Genomic DNA, 19,021 nt, shown 5'->3' on the forward strand with positions numbered 1-19,021 from the left:
TGGTCCTGCTTTGAAAAATCAGTGGCTTAGGCAACTTTCAACATAACTTTTAATAATTTCATCAATATTGATAGTGTCATATAGGGGAGCTAGGTAATATTCGCCATTTTCTTCATATATTATTCCGACCGGTATAATCGTTGCTGATGAGATGCGGCTTTTCATCAAAAGCATTTCGCTTTTGAACACAAATGTCAGTCCACAGATTTCATGAAAGATATATTCTGTGATTTCATCAATATCAAAAAGCACTTCTGCGAGGCTTTTAATATGCTCATCCATTCATAGCACCCCTTATCAATGTACGAACCTCTTTTTTTGAAATCAGTTTTATGGCAGGTGGAATCAACTTCAAAATGTTGATGTCAAGTTCATTAATGCCTTTGGCATCAAATATGCTTCCATTAAATGAAGGCTCTGCACTCAACTTCGCATTTTTATGGGCTTCATTTACAATGATGAATAGGCTCCAAATGTATCCGATGTATTTTGCGGTATCCACATAGGAGTCAAGGCCAAAAATAAGATGATTGTTAAGCTTTTTGATCTTGATGCAATCAACAAATGAGCTTAAAAATTCTTTAAAGTCTTCAAAACAAGGTTTTGCTAAATCCAATATCTCTTTAAGCTCTCTTGAATCCTCTTCTTCATCCTCTTCATATTCGGGAAGTTCTTCCTGTTCATCTTCTCCAGGATATTCAAGAGAGTAAACTTTGATTCTTTTTAAAATAAGTATTTTCAAACATCCTTCAAGTTTGCTGCCTTTTTTATCATAAATCAAGGCGATTTTAACTCCAATAAAAAGCAGGATAATAATAAAGGAGATGATTATAAGGATAATCATCAGTAGGATGTTCAACATGTTTTGTGCCTAGTCGTCTATGTCTATTTTAGTGGTGAATTCCGGTTCTATATATTCTGACTCGTCGTATTCCTCATCGGATTTTGATCCGGTATAACTTTTTATCAGGTCGCTTATGATTAGTCCTAAATCAGACAATGCCTTGTTTGTTTCATTTCCTTTGCTCAAGTCAAGTACGCGAACGCCTTCAGCATCGTTTCCTTTTTTAGGAATCAATACCATTGAAATCGGTTCCACACCGGCACCGGCACCGGCGGCATCGCTTCCATCTTTACCCATTATGTTTGATCCAGCTCCAAATCCTACTCCCATTCTCATTACAGGAATCAGGAGCTTGTCTTCGGTTTCTATTGGATTTCCAATTACATTTTCCACATTAATAAGTTTACGTAATTCTTCGACAGTTGTTCTAATATTTTCTGACATAGTTTTCACATCCGAATTGTAAACTAATATTTGTCTTTAATATTAAAAAAATTTTTCCGAATTATGGAGAGTAATATTTTTTTTAAAATATAGACATAAGTTTCAAGTGTAACTTTTTTCTTATAAGTTGTAAGTCATGTTTTTTAGACATCCATTTCAAGTGTAACTTATCACTTATAAGCAATTTTCATTGGAAATCGACATTGGGTATAACTTATAACAAAATCATGATGTAAAAAATTTATTACATAATTTCTTGATTATAACTTATAACGAAAGCTTCAATGTAAAAAATATATTCCCTGAAATGAAAAAATCAGAAAGTCATAACATATAATGAAATATAAAATCAAAAAAAATAGGAAAACAGAATCATAAGTATGATTCTGCGATTGATGCTACACCGGCACCAGCGTCGTCGATTACGCCTAAGCCTTTTAAAGTCATACCGATTGCAGCAAAGGTTTGAGTCAATTCCTTGTAGGAAATATTTCCCATATGTCCGATTCTGAAAATGTTTCCTTTCAAGTGGTCTTGTCCGCCTGCCAATTCAACGCCATATTTGTCGCGTGTAGTTCCTCTGAATTGGTCATCGGTAATTCCTTCTGGCATTTTGACAGCGGTTACGGTAGCTGATGATACCGCTTCGTCTGCAAAGAGTTCTAAACCTAATGCTTTAACAGCATCTACGCTGGCTTTAGCCGCTTTATGGTGGCGTGCAACCCTGTTTTCTAGTCCTTCTTCCATAACCATTTTCAAAGCTTCGTTCATTGCATAAGTCAATGAAACGGATGGGGTGTATGGAGTTTGAGGAGGCACTTTTGAACCACTTTTTCTTGCTGCTTTCAAGTCTAAATAGAATGTATTGGTTTCCACTTTTTCAACAGCGGCCCATGCATCGTCGCTTAAGGTAATGGCTGCCATTCCAGGTGGTGCGGCCAAACATTTTTGGGATCCGGTAAGACAAACGTCAATGCCGAACTTTTCGACATCCACATAATCTCCTCCAAGGGAAGATACGGTGTCCACGATGTACAATGCATCATAGTTTTTCATTACTTTACCGATTTCTTCAATAGGTGCAGCTACGCCGGTAGAAGTTTCGTTGTGGATTACACTGATTGCCTTGATGTCTTCGTCAGCTTCAAGAGCTTCTTTGATGGCTTCAGGTGTAACGGCAGTTCCCCATTCGACAGCTAATTCCTGAGCATCGATTCCATGGGTTTGAGCTATTTTCATGAAACGTTCTCCGAATTTTCCACCTACGACATTCAACATTTTTTCTCCAGGTGCTACGGTGTTTGCAATACCCGCTTCCATAGCAGCAGTTCCAGATCCGGTTAATAAATAAGAATCATTTGGGGTTTGGAAAACTTTACTCATTAATTCAGTAGTTTCAGTTAATATTTCTCCATATTTTGCGCCTCTGTGGTTAACAACAGCTTTTGACATTGCATTAAGCACTCTTGGATGTACTGTTGTCGGTCCAGGAAGCATTAATAAGATATCGTTCATTACATTCCTCCAATATAAAACATTAGCTTTACTTCAAGCTACTTTTTATCTTTAATCTTAATAGTTATTAAATATTTTCCATTTGTTATTTTATTCAGTTATGAGGAAAATCCATTGTACATTTCAGGACAATGTTTAGATTGGAAGTAAGTTTTTTAAACAGTGATTAGTATATATGATAGTATATGCAATTTAATGGAGAAGAGCTCACATTTAAGAGAATTTTTACATTCGTTTTTGGACTGTTCGTAATGTCATTCGGCGTTGCATTTTCAATCACATCTACACTTGGAACAACTCCAATCAGTTCCATGGCCTATGCATTGGCATTGATTACCAATTTAAGTGTCGGAACGACTACCTTTCTATTCAATGCAGGATTGATAGTGGTCCAATTCCTGATTTTGCAATCCCAATTCAAAAAGAAAAGATTGCTTCAGCTGATTAACTGTGTTGTATTCGGCTATTTTACGGATGTGGCCCTTTATTTTGTCTCATCCATTCCCTTTGATGCGTCAGTCTTGATGTGTTTCGCATATCTTGTTTTAAGCATTTTCCTAATCGCATTGGGGATATTCATTTATCTGCCTTCAAACATCGCCCCCCTTCCTGGCGAAGGCTGCGTTGAGGCGATATCCATTGTAACCGGATGGAGATTTTCTTCAGTCAAAATCGGATTTGATGCTACGGTAGTTGCGTTGGCTTTGATAATGTGCTGGCTATGGTATACAAACGTGTTTGGTGCGGTATATATCGGTACGGTAATCTCTGCTTTCTTTGTCGGATTTACATTAAGGCAGATTTCAAATCTGTATAGGCATATCACGGGCAGGCAAATCAATGTTGTCCATAAATAGATTTCCGTCAACAATAAATTATTTAATTTATTAAAAGCTAAAATTAATATAGTGAGGTTTAGATATGGAATTCGGACTTTGGGAAAAATATTATAAGGAAATTCTTGATGATTTCGGTTTTTCAAGAAGCGGTGATGAGGAATCAGCAAAGCTATTGGACGAGATATTGTCTGTTGAAGGCTGCCTTACCCTGGAGGAATTGAGGGAGCTTGTAAGCTTTTCAGACAAATTCATAGTATTCGGTGCCGGACCGTCCATAAAGGAACATATCCAATTGCTGAAAGATGAATATGACCTTAAGGATTATGTTCTGCTTCCTGCAGACGGTGCAACAACTGCACTGATTGAAGAGAGGATAATTCCGGATGTCATTGCAACCGACCTGGATGGGAATCTTGACGATATAGTTTTAGCTAACCTGAAAGGCGCCAATGTTGTCATTCATGCCCATGCAGACAACATCAACAAAATTGCAACATTAATTCCATTTTTCACCAATATACTGGGCACTACACAATCACAGCCTATTGGAAACCTCTACAACTTCGGCGGATTTACCGATGGTGATAGGGCAGTATTTTTGGCGGTGGCCCTCGGAGCATCTGAAATCACATTGGCCGGAATGGACTTCGGCAATATTGTAACTCAATATTCAAGGCCTAACTTAACCACTAAAACCGCTCAGGCCGATGATTTCAAAAAGAAGAAATTGAGATATGCAGAAATGCTGATCGATTGGATTAAGGAAAACGAGCCGGTTGAAATAATCAATTTGATTAATAATAAATAATAGTTTATATATAATATGATAACATGGGAATCGAAGATATTTTAATGTATGATGAAAGTCTTTTTCAAGATATAAACGCTTTTGATCCGGATTATATGCCTCCGAATTATAATTTCAGAGACACACAAATGGAAGCGATGGCAATGTCAATAAGGCCTGCAATGAGAGGAGGCCAGCCATCAAATGCAATTGTTTTGGGATCTCCCGCAACAGGAAAGACAACTGCTATCAGAAAAGTCTTTGAACTTGTTGAAAAAAACACTGAAAAGGTAGTCTGTGTTTATATTAACTGTCAAATTCACACAACCCGTTTCGGAATATTCTCACAGGTCTACAAAAAGATATTCGGACATATCCCGCCCGAAACAGGCATTCCGTTTTCAAGAATCTACGACCAAATCATGCAGGATCTTCAAAGAAAAAGCAAATCCCTGATTATCGCATTTGATGATGTCAATTATTTGTTCCAGTCAAAAACTGCTAACAAAGTATTTTATGATGTCTTAAGGGCATATGAGGAATACCCTGGTGTAAAAACATCCATTTTTGCAATCCTTTCCGATTTGGAATTCAAATATGCCTTTGACAAGAATGTAAATACCGTATTCATTCCTCAGGAAATCAATTTTCCGCTCTACACATACTCCGAAATCGAAAACATCCTAAGAGACAGGGTAAAGGCAGGATTCTTCCCAAATGTTTTGCCTGATGATATTTTGGAGCAAGTTGCAATGTACACTGAAGAAAACGGTGATTTGAGAATTGGAATAAACCTTCTAAAGTCCTGCGGAAATATTGCAGAAGCTTCAGCAAGCCGTGAAATTACTCAAGAGCACTTTGACAAGGCCATAGATTCCCTGGTTTCAATCAATGTCAGAGAAACCTTGAATTCTCTGAATGATGCGGAAACCGAGTTGCTGAAAATAATTGTTGATTGGGATGGCGTCTGCAAAGCCGGCGAATTGGGTGAAATGTATATAGAAAAGACAGGTTCCAGCTATGCTTCCTTTAACAGAACCTTGGATAAATTGGAATTTGTAAGGCTAGTTGATACCAAATTTACAGGAAAAGGGGTTAGGGGAAATTCCAGAGAAATCATATTGCGTTTTAACCCCGAAGATTATGGAATCTAGTTTTCCTGTATGGAGTTGAATTTCTTCATTAGATTGATTGCATGGCAAGCCTGCAATCTAATGTGGCAGCAGCTAAGGGTTTGGTATTTTAAAATCAGTCAAATCCACTAGATAATGTAGGGATTTTGAGCTGCTACGACAGAAATTACTGATAAAAGTAATACTGCTATAACTGCAAGCATTACCATGCAAGATTGAACATCAATGCCGCTGTACATAATTTCGTCTTTTATGCTGCTTCTTTTTCTTAAATCTGCTTGAATTGTGGTGTCATTATTTCCGAACATGTTAATCACTATTTTTAAATTGTTGAAAGACCATATATAAAAAAAGAGCAAGAGAGCATTTGAAAAGTAATATTTTTGAGGAAAATCCATGAAAAAATTTGAGTATTTTGAAGTTACTGCCGATATTGGCTTTAGGGCATATGGCAAAAACCTGAATGAAGCATTTGAAAATGCAGGACTGGCCATTTTTAATATAATTTCAGATACTGAGGATATAGATTCTAAAAATGAAATATCATTTGAAATAACCTCAGAAGACAACGTATCTCTTTTATATGACTATCTCGAAGAGCTTCTGTTCTACCATGAAGTCGAATTCATGCTGTTTGGCGAATTTCATGTTGAAATCGATGAAAATCTCCATTTGAAGGCAACAATCAAAGGTGAAACCATCGATTGGGACAAGCATGAGAGGAAAACCGAAATAAAGGCCATAACATTTCATGAAATGCATGTAAAAAAATCAGATCATGTCGAACTTCAGGCGATAGTTGACTTATAATATATATAATATAGGAAACATATTTATAAGCATGAAAAGAACTAGAACCGTATCAAGAAACTTCGAAATGGTATTGGGCATAATCGGTTCGATTATCGGAATATTGTCAGGTTCCTTTCTGATATTTCTTGAAAGCTTTGGACATGTGCACACTCCTTTTTTAGGATTGGTGGCTATTATTGCATCCCTTTTAGGTATTGCATCAAGCTACTACGTCAAAAAGAACACCGAATTGGCAGGAGTGGGATTCATAATAGCAACCATGTTCGTCATTGTCGGATCCGATTACATCAATGTGATAAGCGCAATATTTTTGCTTATTGCGGGCATATCCGCACTGTTTAGAAAATAATTCTTTTTTTATATTATTGATTTTCCATCATAATCCTGTTTTGGGATACAACAAAAGCTTTTTTAATTATTAATTCCATATTATATCTTAGATTGAAATTTCAAGCAAAATTACTTCTATTTGATGTAAATTTTCTCACGTGAGAGCAATATTTCTTTGTAAAGGCAATTTTATTTAGTAAAATAAATGGTGAAATAATGTTCGATTGGAAAAAATTTATAATATTGGGGTATTTGTTGTTGAGTGAAGATAGTGAAGAATATGTCCGTTCAGGTATCAGTAGGCAATATTATGGGTTATTTGGCGTGCTTAGGAGATATCTAATTAATGTAAATCATAAATATGATTTGCAAAGCAGGGAAGGAAATGTTCACCGTAAAGTATCTGCAGAACTTAGGAGCTCTGATGATTGTACACAAAAGGAAATCTATAATATTTTTAATAGATTAAGGGTAGTTCGCAATCAAGCAGATTATGATGGGGATTTTGATGTTTCACATTTCAAGAAATTTTTGCAGGATAATAAAAAAGATTTAGAAATAGCTTTCGGTGCTATTGATTATTTTAAAAATCATCCAGAATATTAGGGGCATTTTAATGAAAAATACGGGGTTTAAAGAAGAAATTGAATTTGTAAATCGTCTGGATAAAGATGATATTTTATTTGAAAATGAATTCAGTAAAATCAAAGATATTTTTCCATTCCAGAATTATGATGAAATTCATAATTTTTTTTGTAAACATAGGGGTTTGATTGTTATTTTAAATCAAATTAAACCCCTTCTAGAAAAACATGTTCCTTATGCATCGTTTCATTTAGAATTAGATGTTGATCCATTATTTACTCCCCAACTGCTTTTGGTTGTAAAAGCTTTAGACCATGATTTTAATAATGGTTTTAAGGAAGAAATTAAGTTAATTAATCAAGAAATTGATGAGTTAGTTTTAAAACTTAATTTGGGTATAGAATTCTTTATATTTGAAACAAGTTGCAATCTTAGTGGTAAATCCGCTTTAAGTCTTAAAGAAGTATCTAGGCATTACTCAGGTTATTACAATCATTAATATGCAGGGCCAAATATATGGAATTGACTCTATATATGAGTCATGTTTGATGTACTGCATTAGATTACCAAAACTTTATTTAAACACCACTACTAAATATTAAACCATAATGTTTTAGTGATTTTTATGAGTATCAAAGATGAAATTAAAAAAGTTAGGGATAACGTTTATGAAATTCCTGGAGCCTATGACAAGAAGATGAGGGCTTCCGGAAGATTTTACATTGCTGATGAACATTTTGACGAACTGGAGGAAGGTGCCGTCAAGCAAATAGTCAATGTCGCTTGCCTTCCGGGCGTTCAAAGATATTCCATTGGGCTGCCGGACATTCACTTCGGATACGGATTTCCAATAGGGGGCGTTGCCGCATTCAGCTTAAGAAACGGCATAGTGTCTCCTGGAGGAGTAGGATTTGACATCAACTGCGGAGTCAGGCTGATTAAATCAAACCTGACCCTGGAGGATATTGAGGAACATCTCGACGAGCTTACAGAAAAGCTATTCAAGAACATTCCTTCAGGCGTTGGAAGCAAAGGAAAAATCAAGCTTCAAAAGGACGAAATCAACGATGTATTGGATTACGGCGCCGAATGGGCAGTGGAAAACGGCTACGGATGGCCTGAAGATTTGGAAGTTCTCGAAGAAAATGGAAGAATGGTTGATGCTGATTCAAGCATAGTGTCCGATAAGGCCAAAAAGAGGGGAATTCCTCAATTGGGATCTCTCGGTTCAGGAAATCACTTTTTGGAAGTCCAGATTGTTGATGAAATCTACAATGAGGAAGTCGCAGAAGTATTCGGCCTTAAAAAGGGAATGATTGTAGTCATGATTCATTCAGGTTCCAGAGGCTGCGGCCACCAGATATGCTCAGATTATCTGAGGGTAATGGACAAGGCATATAAAAAATACAAAATCAACATTGGAGATAGGCAATTGGCATGTGCTCCGCTTGACTCTAAGGAAGCACAGAATTATATTCAAGCTATGGCTGCTGCGGCCAATTATGCATGGGCAAACAGGCAAATGATGACTCATTGGGTTCGTGAAACCTTTGAGGATGTTTTAGGAAAATCCGCAAAGGACATGGAAATGGGCATCGTTTATGATGTGGCTCACAATATCGCTAAAATGGAAACTCATAAGGTTTATAACCGTGAAATGGAAGTGTTGGTTCACAGAAAAGGAGCAACCCGTGCGTTCGGTCCGGGATATGAGGAAGTTCCTGAAAAATACAGGGCTGTCGGACAGCCTGTATTGATTCCGGGCACTATGGGAACCGCTTCATATGTCCTCCACGGTACTGAAACCGCAATGGAAGAGACTTTCGGCTCCACATCTCATGGTGCAGGAAGGGTATTGTCAAGGTCCAAAGCCAAAAAGCAGTATGATGCAGACAAGATTACCGATGATTTGGCATCAAAAGGCATCAAGATTAAAGCTACCAGCAAGCATGTCATCGAAGAGGAAGCGCCTGGCGCCTATAAGGATGTTGACAGTGTTGTTCGTGTATCTGATGAAACTGGCATTGCCAAACTTGTTGCAAAAGTCAAACCGTTATCCGTTTGCAAAGGGTAGTTAAAATGATTGGAATAATTGGCGGTAGTGGAGTGTATGAAATCACTCAAAATGCCGATTCAAGCACTAAAAAGGTAGTGGAAACTGATTATGGGGAAGTAGAGGTTTCAATTCTGGAAATGTTTTCTAAACAGGTTGCATTCATCCCCCGCCATGCTAAAAGCCATTCCATTCCGCCGCATAAAATCAACTTCAGGGCCAACATTGAAGCCTTGAAGAAAATCGGTGTCAGGCAGATAATCGCTACAAACTCAGTAGGCTCAATGAACGAAAACATGCCTCCCGGATCTTTCGTGATTCCAGACGACTTTCTGGATTTTTCACAGAACAGGGCCAAAACTTTCTTTGAAAATAAGGTGGTTCATATAGATGTAACTGAACCATATTGCCCAACTTTAAGGGATGTTCTGGACAAATCAGGTGATGTAATTCTTGGGGGAACATATGTGTGCACAGAAGGTCCTCGATTTGAAACTCCGGCTGAAATCAGAATGTTTAAAATGCTTGGAGGAGACTTAGTCGGAATGACAGGGCTTCCTGAAGTCACTTTGGCACGTGAAAGGGAAATATGCTACAGTTCAATATGTATAGTATCCAATTTTGCTGCGGGAATATCACAGCATGAATTGTCAACGGATGAAGTTTTCGAAATCATGAGCCAAAAGAAGGGCGAACTTTTTGAATTGATATATAATTTCATAAGAAATTTCGATGATTCAAAGGACTGCAGATGCCACCATGCACTGGGCAGTGCGGAAATTGTACATAATAATAAAGGAGATTGATTATGCGTTTGGCTGTTGTATCATCAGATGGTGAAAATGTTGATTTGCATCTCGGAAAGGGAAAGTCAGTATATGTATATGACTATGATGAGGATGTCGATTTTGTAGAAAGAAGGGATATTGAAATTGCAGAGGATTCAAAACATCAGGGAGGCAAGGTCATAAAGGCATGTGAGGATTGTGATGTTCTGATTGCAGTTCAATATGGATTCAAGTCTAAAATCAAGGCCGAAGATGCTGGAATAAAATTGGTGGAAGACGAAGGTCCTATTGATGAGGTCCTGAAAAGATACATTGATCATGTCAATTTCATGAAAAATTAGGATTTTTCATCTAAAATCTAATATTTTACAAGGCAAAAAAATATATTGTATACTGTTTTCAATCTATTTGAACTTTTTTAAAATCTCAATCAGAATGGCTTGATTCTTGATTTAAAGTTCAATTTGCCATTTGTTTTTTCTTTTTGAAATTTCTTTTGAAATTTCTTTTTTCTTTTAATGTCCAGAAGTTTAGCTTATTTTTAAAATTTCAATAATCTTTATATATTATGAATAAAATAACTAATAACAACCTTAATGGGCGGGTTTTATAAATTAAAACTTAATTAAATATATTTTCTTTAAATAACGTGAGCAAAGCTCACTATAGTCTAATAAATGATTGTAAAACTATACTTATTTAAAATCATTTTTACAGTTTAGTTTGTGTTTTATATTTAATTTAGAGACTATTTTATAAAATTTTATGGCGATAACGCTAAATTACTATATATAATAATATAAATTTTAACGGTTGATATAATGGCAAAATCAAAAGCAAGACGTAGAGTACGTGATACATGGAAAGAAAAATCCTGGTATACTATCAAAACACCAGTGAATTTTGAAGATAAAGAAATTGGAGAAACTCCAGCAAAAGATCCAGAACTTCTCATTGGTAGAGGCGTAGAAGTTACTATGAGAGAATTGACCGGAGACTTCTCAAAACAATACATCAAACTCAGGTTTGAAATCGATAATGTTGCAGGTGAAGTTGCAAACACCAAATTCACCGGACACAAGACAACTACCGATTATGTAAGAAGCATGATCAGAAGAGGAACTTCCAGAATCGACGCTTCTGCAATCGTAAAAACCAAAGATGGCCGCAAATTAAAACTTCAAGTACTTGCAGTAACCATCAGAAGAGCAAAATCTTCCCAACAAAGATACATGAGAAAAACAATTGAAGACTTGCTTGTCGAAGCTGCAGCTGAAAAATCCTTTGATGAATTGGTCAAAGTTGTTGTAAACGGTAAATTAGCATCTGAAATTTATCACAATGCTAAAAAAATCTACCCACTTAAAAGGGTGGAAATTATCAAAAGTAAAGTAATCAAATAAGATTACTTTCATATTCTTTTTTTTAAGTTAAATTTAATTTACATTCGCATTATTTGATTAATTGACTAATCTCTATGCTTTTTTGAGCATTTTCGTGATTTTAATCTGTTTTAAAATGGCATTTTTTTTTTAAAAGCATTATAGTTTTTTACTATTTTTATGAAATTTTTTCATATATGTTTATTTTAATTAGTAGTTTGATTATTTTTATCTTCCATAGTGCTCTTGTGTTTAAGTTGGAAGTATCCTTTATGGAAATTGTTTAGTTTGTGAAGCTTCAAATAAACTCATTTCACGATTTTTCATTATTTGTGGATTTGTTCTATTTTTTACATGCTTATTTTTTCAGTTATGTATACTTTTTCTAATATATTTTGAATATTTTTTAATTTTTTTATATTTTTTATAAAAAAGAAACTTTATATATTATGATTGTCTAAAATAAATATCACGATAGACTCTCCATGTTAGGTTAAAATATAACCTATGTTATAAAATGGAGGGGGTGTATTATGAATAAGAAAGAGATATTAATGATATGTTTAATCATATGTTTTATTTTCTCACTTCAAGCAGTTTCTGCTGCCGATGTTGATGTAAATACAACAGATGATACAATATTGACAGTTCAAACTGATGATGCTGTCAGCATAAGTAATGATCTTTCGTCATATTCACTCTCTGATGATGATTCAATAGTAAGGGGTGAAAATGATGGCGCAGGATCATTTTCGGAATTACAAGAACGGATAAATAATGATACTACAGGCACTATTAGTCTGGATAAGAATTATGCTTATAACAGCAGTTCAGATGCCGGATTGACAAACGGTATTGTTATTTCAAAAGATATAGTTATTAGAGGTAATGACTTTACTATTGATGCTATTAGCTCTGCGAGAATATTTAACATAACAACTGGAAGTACCGTAACATTAACTGGAATTAATTTTGTTAACGGTGGAAGCACATCTGTAACTAACGGAGGGTCTATATATACTAGTGCAGAAGGCTTACTCGTTGACAACTGTACTTTCAAAAATTCATACGCTGCCAAAGACGGTGGTGCAATCTATGTCAATGCTGATCATTGTACTGTAGCAAACTCCACTTTCACAGATAACATTGCTGGCGATGACGGTGCTGCATTATGCTGGAATGGTGATGCTGGAACAATATATAATATTACCTGCGTGAACAATAAGGGTATCAGTTCCGACGGTTCCACTTCAAAAGGAGGCTCCATATGTCTTACTGGTGATGATGTCACCGTTGACAAGTCCACTTTCACCGACAGTTCCGCCACATATAACGGTGGGGCATTGTTCGTTACTGGTGATAATGTGAACATCACTAACTGTGATTTCAGCAAATGTACTTCTGATATCACTGCTACACCTAATGCTGATGACTTGCCTTATGGTGGTGCAATGTACATTATAGGTAATAATGCCTTAGTTGATACTTGTACCTTTGATGATTGTGAAGCTATTTATGGTGGTGCAATATATGTATTAGGTGATAGTGCTAAAGTTGATCATTCTACTTTCACCAATAATAATGCTACTAAAGATGGTGGTGCAATATATGTTGATGGTGAAGACTGTGTTGTAGCCAACTCTACATTCACTAATAATATTGTTGGTGATGATGGTGGTGCATTATATTGGAATGGTGCTAGAGGTACTATTTATAATATTAATTGTACCAATAATAGAGGTATTAGTTCTGGCACATCTACTTCTAAAGGTGGTAGTATTTGTCTTACTGGTGATGATACTAGTATAGATAAGTCTACTTTCACTGATAGTTCTGCCACATATAATGGTGGTGCATTATTCATTACTGGTGATAATGTGAACATCACTAATTGTGACTTCAGCAAATGTACTTCTGATACTAGTGCTACACCTAGTGGTGATGACTTGCCTTATGGTGGTGCAATGTATATTCTTGGTAATAATACCTTAGTTGATACTTGTACCTTTGATGATTGTGAAGCTATTAATGGTGGTGCAATATATGTACTAGGTGACAGTGCTATAATCAATAATTCCACATTCACTAATGATGAAGCTACTAAAGATGGTGGTGCAATATATATTGATGGTAAGAAATGTATTGTGCATAACTCCACCTTTACAGATAATGTTGCTGGTGATGATGGTGGTGCAATATACTGGAATGGTGCTCAAGGTAATATCTATAATATTACCTGTGCCAATAATAGGGGTATAAGTTCAGGTACATCTACTTCAAAAGGTGGTACTATCTGTCTTACTGGAGACGATACTGTTATTGACAAGTCCACTTTCACAGACAGTTTTGCTACATTTAATGGTGGTGCATTGTTCATTACTGGTGATAATGTGAACATCACTAACTGTAACTTTAGCAGTTGTACTTCTGATACTAGTGCTACACCTAGTGGTGATGACTTGCCTTATGGTGGTGCAATGTACATTATCGGTAGTGATACTTTAGTTGATACTTGTACCTTTGAGGATTGTGAAGCTATTAATGGTGGTACAGTATATATTACCGGTGACCGCGCTACAATCAAGAACTCCAACATCAGCGACTCCACTGCAAAAGTAGGTGGTGCGATATATATTGACGGTGTTGATACAACCATTATAGATTCATCCTTCAAGGACAATTATGCAAAATCAGGATCTTCTTATACTACTGATAACTTAGGTGGTGCAATATATATTAAAGGTAATCGCGCTACTATTAATGGTTCTGAATTCGAATCTTCCGGTGCATACCAAGGTGGAGCAATATACTTGGCTGGTGATTATTGTACTGTTAACGCATCCACATTTAATGATTCTTATGCTTATCTGGATGGTGGTGCAATGTACTCCACTGGTTCATATTCTAACGTTACAGATTCTAACTTTACAAGCAACATTGCTAGAGGAAACGGAGGAGCTATTTACTGGTATGGAGGAACCAAATCTAAATATAATACTGTTGATGGCTGTATGTTCTTAGAGAATGTTGTTTATGCAGCTAATTTCGCTTCAAATACTAGAGGTGGTGGAGCTGTCTATTGGTCCGATAACGGAGATCATGGTACAATTAAAAATTCCCAATTCATCAACAATTCTGTCCAATCTTCTGATAAGGCTGATGGTGGAGCTATTTTATGGGATAGAAGTAACCATGCACTTATTGATAACTGTGTATTTGACGGCAATTATATCACTACATCTAACTCAGGTAATGTTTGGGTTCAAGGAGGTGCTTTGTACTTAAGAGCCGATTCTGAGTTTATTATTAATAACAGCGTATTTAAAAATTCAGTATCAGATAAAGAAGCGGGAGCACTATATGCTCAAACTAAAAATGGCTTGACAGACAGGATTATAATTAATAATACCTCATTCATTAATAATGTTGCTAAAGCGTTTGGCCAAAATTCCTTTGGTGGAGGAGCTGTTCAAGTTAAAGAATGTGATAATGTTCATTTCTATAATGTTTTATTTATAAACAACACTGCAAATAATGGTGGAGCAGTATCTGCCTATAAAGCTAGAACTAAGATTGATTTCTATAACTGTACTTTTGAAGGCAACAATGCTACTGATAATGGTGGGGCTGTTTGGACCGACTCAGCTATTGACTTGCAGGACGACGAATTCTATAATAACACTGCAAATCTCGGTGGAGGTTTCTATGTGAATAAAAACAATCTTAATATTCATGACTTGACATTCATAAATAACACCGCAGAGCTAGGTGGAGGTATCTATATTGCTCAAGGAGGAGCTTCACTTACAAACTTGAACATGACAGATAACAAAGCATTCTCAGGTTCAGCAATCTATTCTACTGTAGCATTCAAAATAATTAATTCATATCTAATTGAAAACCAAGCAAATTCAAGTTCACTCACATTTGATACTTACAACGAAGGAACCGGTGAAATTGTAATATTATTCAAAGGTAAAGATAAGTACTTGAATGCGATATATATAACAAATTCAAATAGGCCAACTTGTACCAATGTGACTTACTGGAATGAAAACGGCGAGGCTAACACCGGATCAAGTGCAACTACATTGCCGAATGCAGCAGATCCAACTCCTGAAGCGGGTCAAAACATAACTGTTAGAGTATATGATGATGCGGGCAATTTATTGAATCCTGACCAACAATATTTCATAACAGATAAATATGGTAAAATCCACTTAGACTTGCATGACCTCGTGCCAAATGTACCTGAGGAAAAATATAATGAAATTTACGTAGAAGCGGAATTAACTAATGATGACTATTACACTATTATTAAATTAACTTCAAGGTTACCTTCAGAAGTCAATGCATCTGCAGACAAAACAAAATACCACTTAAATTCAACTGTTTATGTGAATGTGACTTCAGGTGCAACAGGTAATGTATCCGTTTACCTTAATGATACATTCCTTGGAAATATTTCATTAGACCACTCTACAGGATCCATGAATATTTCCACTTTAATTGAAGGTAAATACTTGCCAGTAGGCAATCACACTCTCTCCTTTATTTACAATGGTAACGCTAAATATGATAAATCCAACACAACTGCCATATTGGAGATTGAAAAGATTACTCCGACAATGTTGATTAATGTCACAAGTTTAGGCTATAATTTAATTGTTAACGTAACCGTGATGGATGGAGAATATGGAATAGCCGATGCAACTGGAAATGTAACCATTCAAGTTGAAGGCAGAACCGCAACAATATTCCTTGGTAACAGTCAGGGAATGACTATCATTTATGGATTGCCTAGTGGAAACTACACCGTAAATGCAACATACAATGGTGACAATAATTATTATAACGTTACCAATTCAACTGATGCAAACATTACAGAGAAAACAATAACAGCTCTTGTAATCGAAGTTGACAACGAAAAAATCTATTACATTAATGAAACCGTTCCAATCAAAGTGAACATATTGCCTGAAGGTGAAGGAAACATTACACTTTACATAAACGGCGAACCTCATGTTTTGCCTTTAATAACTGTAAACAATGAAACCTTTGCAGAATTCAATGCTACTGAACTGAAAGATGGAACAAATTACATATTTGCAACTTATAACGGCACTGAATTGTACGCACCTTCCTGGGATGAAGACCACTTCAACGTAATTAAGTACAATTCAACTGTTCTAATAAGTACAACTAACATTACTCGCGGAGAGACAGAAGTCATTAACATTACCGTTCCGGATGACGCAACCGGAATCTTGAATGTGACTGTAAACGGAACTTCCTACTTTGTCGAGATCATTGACGGCACTGCAAGCGTGCCAATCTCCGGATTGAATGTTGGCGTATACAATGTAACCGTAAGATTTAACGAAGATAAGAAATACTATAATTCAACCAATTCAACCTTATTCAACGTATCACAAGCTAAACCTACCATAATAATTGACGTTGACAATGTGACATACGGAAATGAAACTGTAATCGTCGTAACACTTCCTGAAGACGCTACCGGCAACGTAACCGTCAAAATAAATGACACTTACTATGTATTTGACACACAAAACCTCACAGACGGAAAAGCAACAATGCCTGGAATCATATTGCCTGCCGGAAACTACACTGTTGAGGCCACATATAATGGTGATGAAAACTACACAGTAAATACAAACAGCACCAATTTCACAGTATATAAAGCAAAACCAGTGCTTAATATAACCGTTGAAGATATATACTATGGTGAAGAGGCAAACATTACCGTGACAGTTCCTGATGGTGTAACAGGAAATATAACAATTAAGATTAATGGAACTGATAAGAACATTACTTTACCAATTGTTGATGGTAAAGTCAATTGGACTGTCAGTGGTTTGGCTGTTGGAAATTGTGTGGTCATTGCTAACTATAGTGGAAATGCAAACTACACCAACGCTACAGTGACTGATGGCTTCAACGTATTGCAAATCGGCACAGTTTTAGATGTTGATGTGCATGACATTCCTGTATGGGATACAGAATATATAAATATTACAATTAAAGATGCTGCCGGCAATATTATCACTAATGCAACCGGCAATGTAACTATTAATATTAATGGCGTTAATCATACCGCCGAAATTAAGAATGGAATCGCAAGATTCAATACTTCCGATTTAGCTGTTGGACACAAGGTCGTTTGGGTATTCTATGATGGGGACACAAACCTAACAGGAAACAGATCAATGGCTGAATTTGACGTGACTCAAAGAAATCCAAAAGTAAATGTGACAGCTTTAAATGTCACTGTTGACCAAGCAACCACAATAACAATCAACATTCCTGCAAATGCAACAGGATTTGTTGTATTAAGTGGAAACTTCACCAAACGCCCTATTTATGTAGATGCAGAAGAATTCACAAACGGTGTTGCCGAAGTCATTGTTGATGACTTGGCTGTTGGAAAATACAGCGTACATATCAAATACTATGGAGACGCTCTTGACAACTACACAACAGCAGAAAACGACACTACCTTCACAGTAGGCAAGATAAATGCTACCGTATCAATTGAAGCCCACAACGTAACATATGGAAATGCCACCACTATTGTTGTAACAGTTCCTGAAGGTGTTACAGGCAACATTACACTCAAACTCAATGATACAAATGGAAGAAACATTACCTTGCCGATTGAAAACGGCAAAGTCACTTGGACTGTCGAAGGTTTGGCTGCTGGCAACTACACAGTCAATGCAACTTACAATGGAAATGATGATTATAATATTAATGATACAGAATCTGCCAAATTTGAAGTTAAAAAGGCAGATCCTGGTTTGGACTTCATAGTCAGCGGCACTGTTAATGAAAATGCTACCGTGGAAATCTATATCAATGATGAGATTCATGGAAAAGTGGTAAATGTCACTGTTGATGGTGTGCTATATCCTAATGTTTCCGTTGATGAAGAATTCATAACCCAAGTCCTCACAGAAATTAAACCTTACACTATCATTGTAGAATATGGTGGTAATGAGAACTTTACTGATGCTAGAGTGGAACACACATTCACTCCTCCAAAAGTTACTAATTACGGTATTAATGTAACTGCAATGAACATCACTGTCGGCGAGGATGAGATAATCACTGTTGAAGTTCCAGACAATGTTGATGATGTGGTTATTTGGGTAGATGGAAAAAGCTACAGAAATAATTCATTCACTGATAATAAAGCTACATTCAACATTACAGGACTTAAAGAAGGTGTTTACACAGTTACAGCATATGTAAATGATACAGAATTTGAACATATCAACTTCACTACCTTATTTACAGTAAACAAAACATATCCTTCAATCAATATTACTGTGGTTAATGAAACCAGCATCTATGTTAATGATACTGTTAAAGTGATTGTGACTGTTCCTAGCGATGCAACTGAGGATGTAACCATTGAAATTAATGGTATGAAATACACTAACAGTACTGTTGATGGTAATGCAACATTCTATATCCCTGAAATT

General features: G+C 36.1%; 17 protein-coding genes. 12 read left to right on the plus strand and 5 right to left on the minus strand.

Annotated features, from left to right (window positions below; all coding sequences use genetic code 11):
* Nucleotides 1-18: 18 nt before the first annotated feature.
* The 4 genes from ACJMLD_RS05530 to ACJMLD_RS05545 form a co-directional block, all read right to left on the minus strand.
* Nucleotides 19-282, minus strand: coding sequence for a hypothetical protein (locus ACJMLD_RS05530; RefSeq protein ID WP_405268942.1), 264 nt, complete (start codon nt 280-282; stop codon nt 19-21).
* Nucleotides 275-781: a DUF2953 domain-containing protein gene (locus ACJMLD_RS05535; protein WP_405268945.1), complete on the minus strand. Its 507-nt coding sequence runs from the start codon at nt 779-781 to the stop codon at nt 275-277. The genes ACJMLD_RS05530 and ACJMLD_RS05535 overlap by 8 nt, the downstream gene beginning before the upstream one ends.
* A 90-nt stretch (nt 782-871) precedes the next feature.
* Entirely contained in the window at nt 872-1,288 is a 417-nt protein-coding gene (locus ACJMLD_RS05540; RefSeq protein WP_405268947.1) for a GerW family sporulation protein, read from the minus strand.
* Nucleotides 1,289-1,660: 372 nt separating this feature from the next.
* A complete protein-coding gene (locus tag ACJMLD_RS05545) occupies nt 1,661-2,803 on the minus strand; it encodes a pyridoxal-phosphate-dependent aminotransferase family protein (protein ID WP_405268950.1) in 1,143 nt (380 codons plus the stop codon).
* 185 nt (nt 2,804-2,988) lie between these two features.
* On the opposite strand from ACJMLD_RS05545, the gene ACJMLD_RS05550 reads away from it, so the two are divergent.
* The 3 genes from ACJMLD_RS05550 to ACJMLD_RS05560 all read left to right on the plus strand — a co-directional run bounded on the left by ACJMLD_RS05550 (nt 2,989) and on the right by ACJMLD_RS05560 (nt 5,583).
* The gene (locus ACJMLD_RS05550) at nt 2,989-3,660 is read left to right on the plus strand and encodes a YitT family protein (protein ID WP_405268953.1); all 672 of its coding nucleotides are present in this window, start codon (nt 2,989-2,991) and stop codon (nt 3,658-3,660) included.
* Between the two features lie 64 nt (nt 3,661-3,724).
* On the plus strand, nt 3,725-4,450 hold the full coding sequence (locus ACJMLD_RS05555; protein ID WP_405268956.1) for a 6-hydroxymethylpterin diphosphokinase MptE-like protein: 726 nt from the start codon (nt 3,725-3,727) through the stop codon (nt 4,448-4,450).
* A gap of 23 nt (nt 4,451-4,473) precedes the next feature.
* Nucleotides 4,474-5,583, plus strand: a complete 1,110-nt coding sequence (locus ACJMLD_RS05560; RefSeq protein WP_405268959.1) for an ORC1-type DNA replication protein — start codon at nt 4,474-4,476, stop codon at nt 5,581-5,583.
* Nucleotides 5,584-5,690: 107 nt separating this feature from the next.
* Here the strand turns inward: ACJMLD_RS05560 and ACJMLD_RS05565 are convergent, their stop codons facing one another.
* On the minus strand, nt 5,691-5,870 hold the full coding sequence (locus ACJMLD_RS05565) for a hypothetical protein (protein ID WP_405268961.1): 180 nt from the start codon (nt 5,868-5,870) through the stop codon (nt 5,691-5,693).
* Nucleotides 5,871-5,958: 88 nt separating this feature from the next.
* On the opposite strand from ACJMLD_RS05565, the gene ACJMLD_RS05570 reads away from it, so the two are divergent.
* The 9 genes from ACJMLD_RS05570 to ACJMLD_RS05610 all read left to right on the plus strand — a co-directional run.
* Nucleotides 5,959-6,372 carry an archease gene (locus ACJMLD_RS05570; RefSeq protein WP_405268964.1) on the plus strand — a complete coding sequence of 138 codons (414 nt, stop codon included), beginning with the start codon at nt 5,959-5,961 and terminating at the stop codon, nt 6,370-6,372.
* Nucleotides 6,373-6,403: 31 nt separating this feature from the next.
* On the plus strand, nt 6,404-6,724 hold the full coding sequence (locus tag ACJMLD_RS05575; protein ID WP_405268967.1) for a hypothetical protein: 321 nt from the start codon (nt 6,404-6,406) through the stop codon (nt 6,722-6,724).
* 239 nt (nt 6,725-6,963) lie between these two features.
* Nucleotides 6,964-7,311 (plus strand): hypothetical protein, encoded by a 348-nt coding sequence (locus ACJMLD_RS05580; protein ID WP_405268970.1) that lies wholly within the window; start codon nt 6,964-6,966, stop codon nt 7,309-7,311.
* 10 nt (nt 7,312-7,321) lie between these two features.
* Complete coding sequence (locus ACJMLD_RS05585; protein ID WP_405268973.1) at nt 7,322-7,789, plus strand: hypothetical protein; 468 nt, start codon at nt 7,322-7,324, stop codon at nt 7,787-7,789.
* Between the two features lie 126 nt (nt 7,790-7,915).
* Nucleotides 7,916-9,364 carry an RtcB family protein gene (locus ACJMLD_RS05590; protein WP_405268975.1) on the plus strand — a complete coding sequence of 483 codons (1,449 nt, stop codon included), beginning with the start codon at nt 7,916-7,918 and terminating at the stop codon, nt 9,362-9,364.
* 5 nt (nt 9,365-9,369) lie between these two features.
* Nucleotides 9,370-10,149 (plus strand): S-methyl-5'-thioadenosine phosphorylase, encoded by a 780-nt coding sequence (mtnP, locus tag ACJMLD_RS05595; protein ID WP_405268978.1) that lies wholly within the window; start codon nt 9,370-9,372, stop codon nt 10,147-10,149.
* A gap of 2 nt (nt 10,150-10,151) precedes the next feature.
* Nucleotides 10,152-10,472 (plus strand): NifB/NifX family molybdenum-iron cluster-binding protein, encoded by a 321-nt coding sequence (locus ACJMLD_RS05600; protein WP_405268981.1) that lies wholly within the window; start codon nt 10,152-10,154, stop codon nt 10,470-10,472.
* A gap of 480 nt (nt 10,473-10,952) precedes the next feature.
* Nucleotides 10,953-11,534, plus strand: coding sequence for a 30S ribosomal protein S3ae (locus ACJMLD_RS05605; RefSeq protein WP_405268984.1), 582 nt, complete (start codon nt 10,953-10,955; stop codon nt 11,532-11,534).
* Between the two features lie 512 nt (nt 11,535-12,046).
* A partial coding sequence (locus ACJMLD_RS05610; RefSeq protein WP_405268987.1) for an Ig-like domain repeat protein occupies nt 12,047-19,021 on the plus strand: 6,975 nt, incomplete at its 3' end.

Origin of the sequence: Methanobrevibacter sp., from assembly GCF_045112895.1 — an archaeon.
Lineage (GTDB): Archaea > Methanobacteriota > Methanobacteria > Methanobacteriales > Methanobacteriaceae > Methanocatella.

Excerpts from the sequence above, each read along its gene's own strand:
- ACJMLD_RS05585 (WP_405268973.1), top strand. The coding sequence starts at position 7,322 with ATGAAAAATACGGGGTTTAAAGAAGAAATTGAATTTGTAAATCGTCTG.
- ACJMLD_RS05605 (WP_405268984.1), top strand. The coding sequence starts at position 10,953 with ATGGCAAAATCAAAAGCAAGACGTAGAGTACGTGATACATGGAAAGAA.
- ACJMLD_RS05550 (WP_405268953.1), top strand. The coding sequence starts at position 2,989 with ATGCAATTTAATGGAGAAGAGCTCACATTTAAGAGAATTTTTACATTC.
- mtnP (WP_405268978.1), top strand. The coding sequence starts at position 9,370 with ATGATTGGAATAATTGGCGGTAGTGGAGTGTATGAAATCACTCAAAAT.
- ACJMLD_RS05555 (WP_405268956.1), top strand. The coding sequence starts at position 3,725 with ATGGAATTCGGACTTTGGGAAAAATATTATAAGGAAATTCTTGATGAT.
- ACJMLD_RS05575 (WP_405268967.1), top strand. The coding sequence starts at position 6,404 with ATGAAAAGAACTAGAACCGTATCAAGAAACTTCGAAATGGTATTGGGC.
- ACJMLD_RS05540 (WP_405268947.1), bottom strand. The coding sequence starts at position 1,288 with ATGTCAGAAAATATTAGAACAACTGTCGAAGAATTACGTAAACTTATT.
- ACJMLD_RS05570 (WP_405268964.1), top strand. The coding sequence starts at position 5,959 with ATGAAAAAATTTGAGTATTTTGAAGTTACTGCCGATATTGGCTTTAGG.
- ACJMLD_RS05590 (WP_405268975.1), top strand. The coding sequence starts at position 7,916 with ATGAGTATCAAAGATGAAATTAAAAAAGTTAGGGATAACGTTTATGAA.
- ACJMLD_RS05600 (WP_405268981.1), top strand. The coding sequence starts at position 10,152 with ATGCGTTTGGCTGTTGTATCATCAGATGGTGAAAATGTTGATTTGCAT.
- ACJMLD_RS05545 (WP_405268950.1), bottom strand. The coding sequence starts at position 2,803 with ATGAACGATATCTTATTAATGCTTCCTGGACCGACAACAGTACATCCA.
- ACJMLD_RS05560 (WP_405268959.1), top strand. The coding sequence starts at position 4,474 with ATGGGAATCGAAGATATTTTAATGTATGATGAAAGTCTTTTTCAAGAT.
- ACJMLD_RS05530 (WP_405268942.1), bottom strand. The coding sequence starts at position 282 with ATGGATGAGCATATTAAAAGCCTCGCAGAAGTGCTTTTTGATATTGAT.
- ACJMLD_RS05565 (WP_405268961.1), bottom strand. The coding sequence starts at position 5,870 with ATGTTCGGAAATAATGACACCACAATTCAAGCAGATTTAAGAAAAAGA.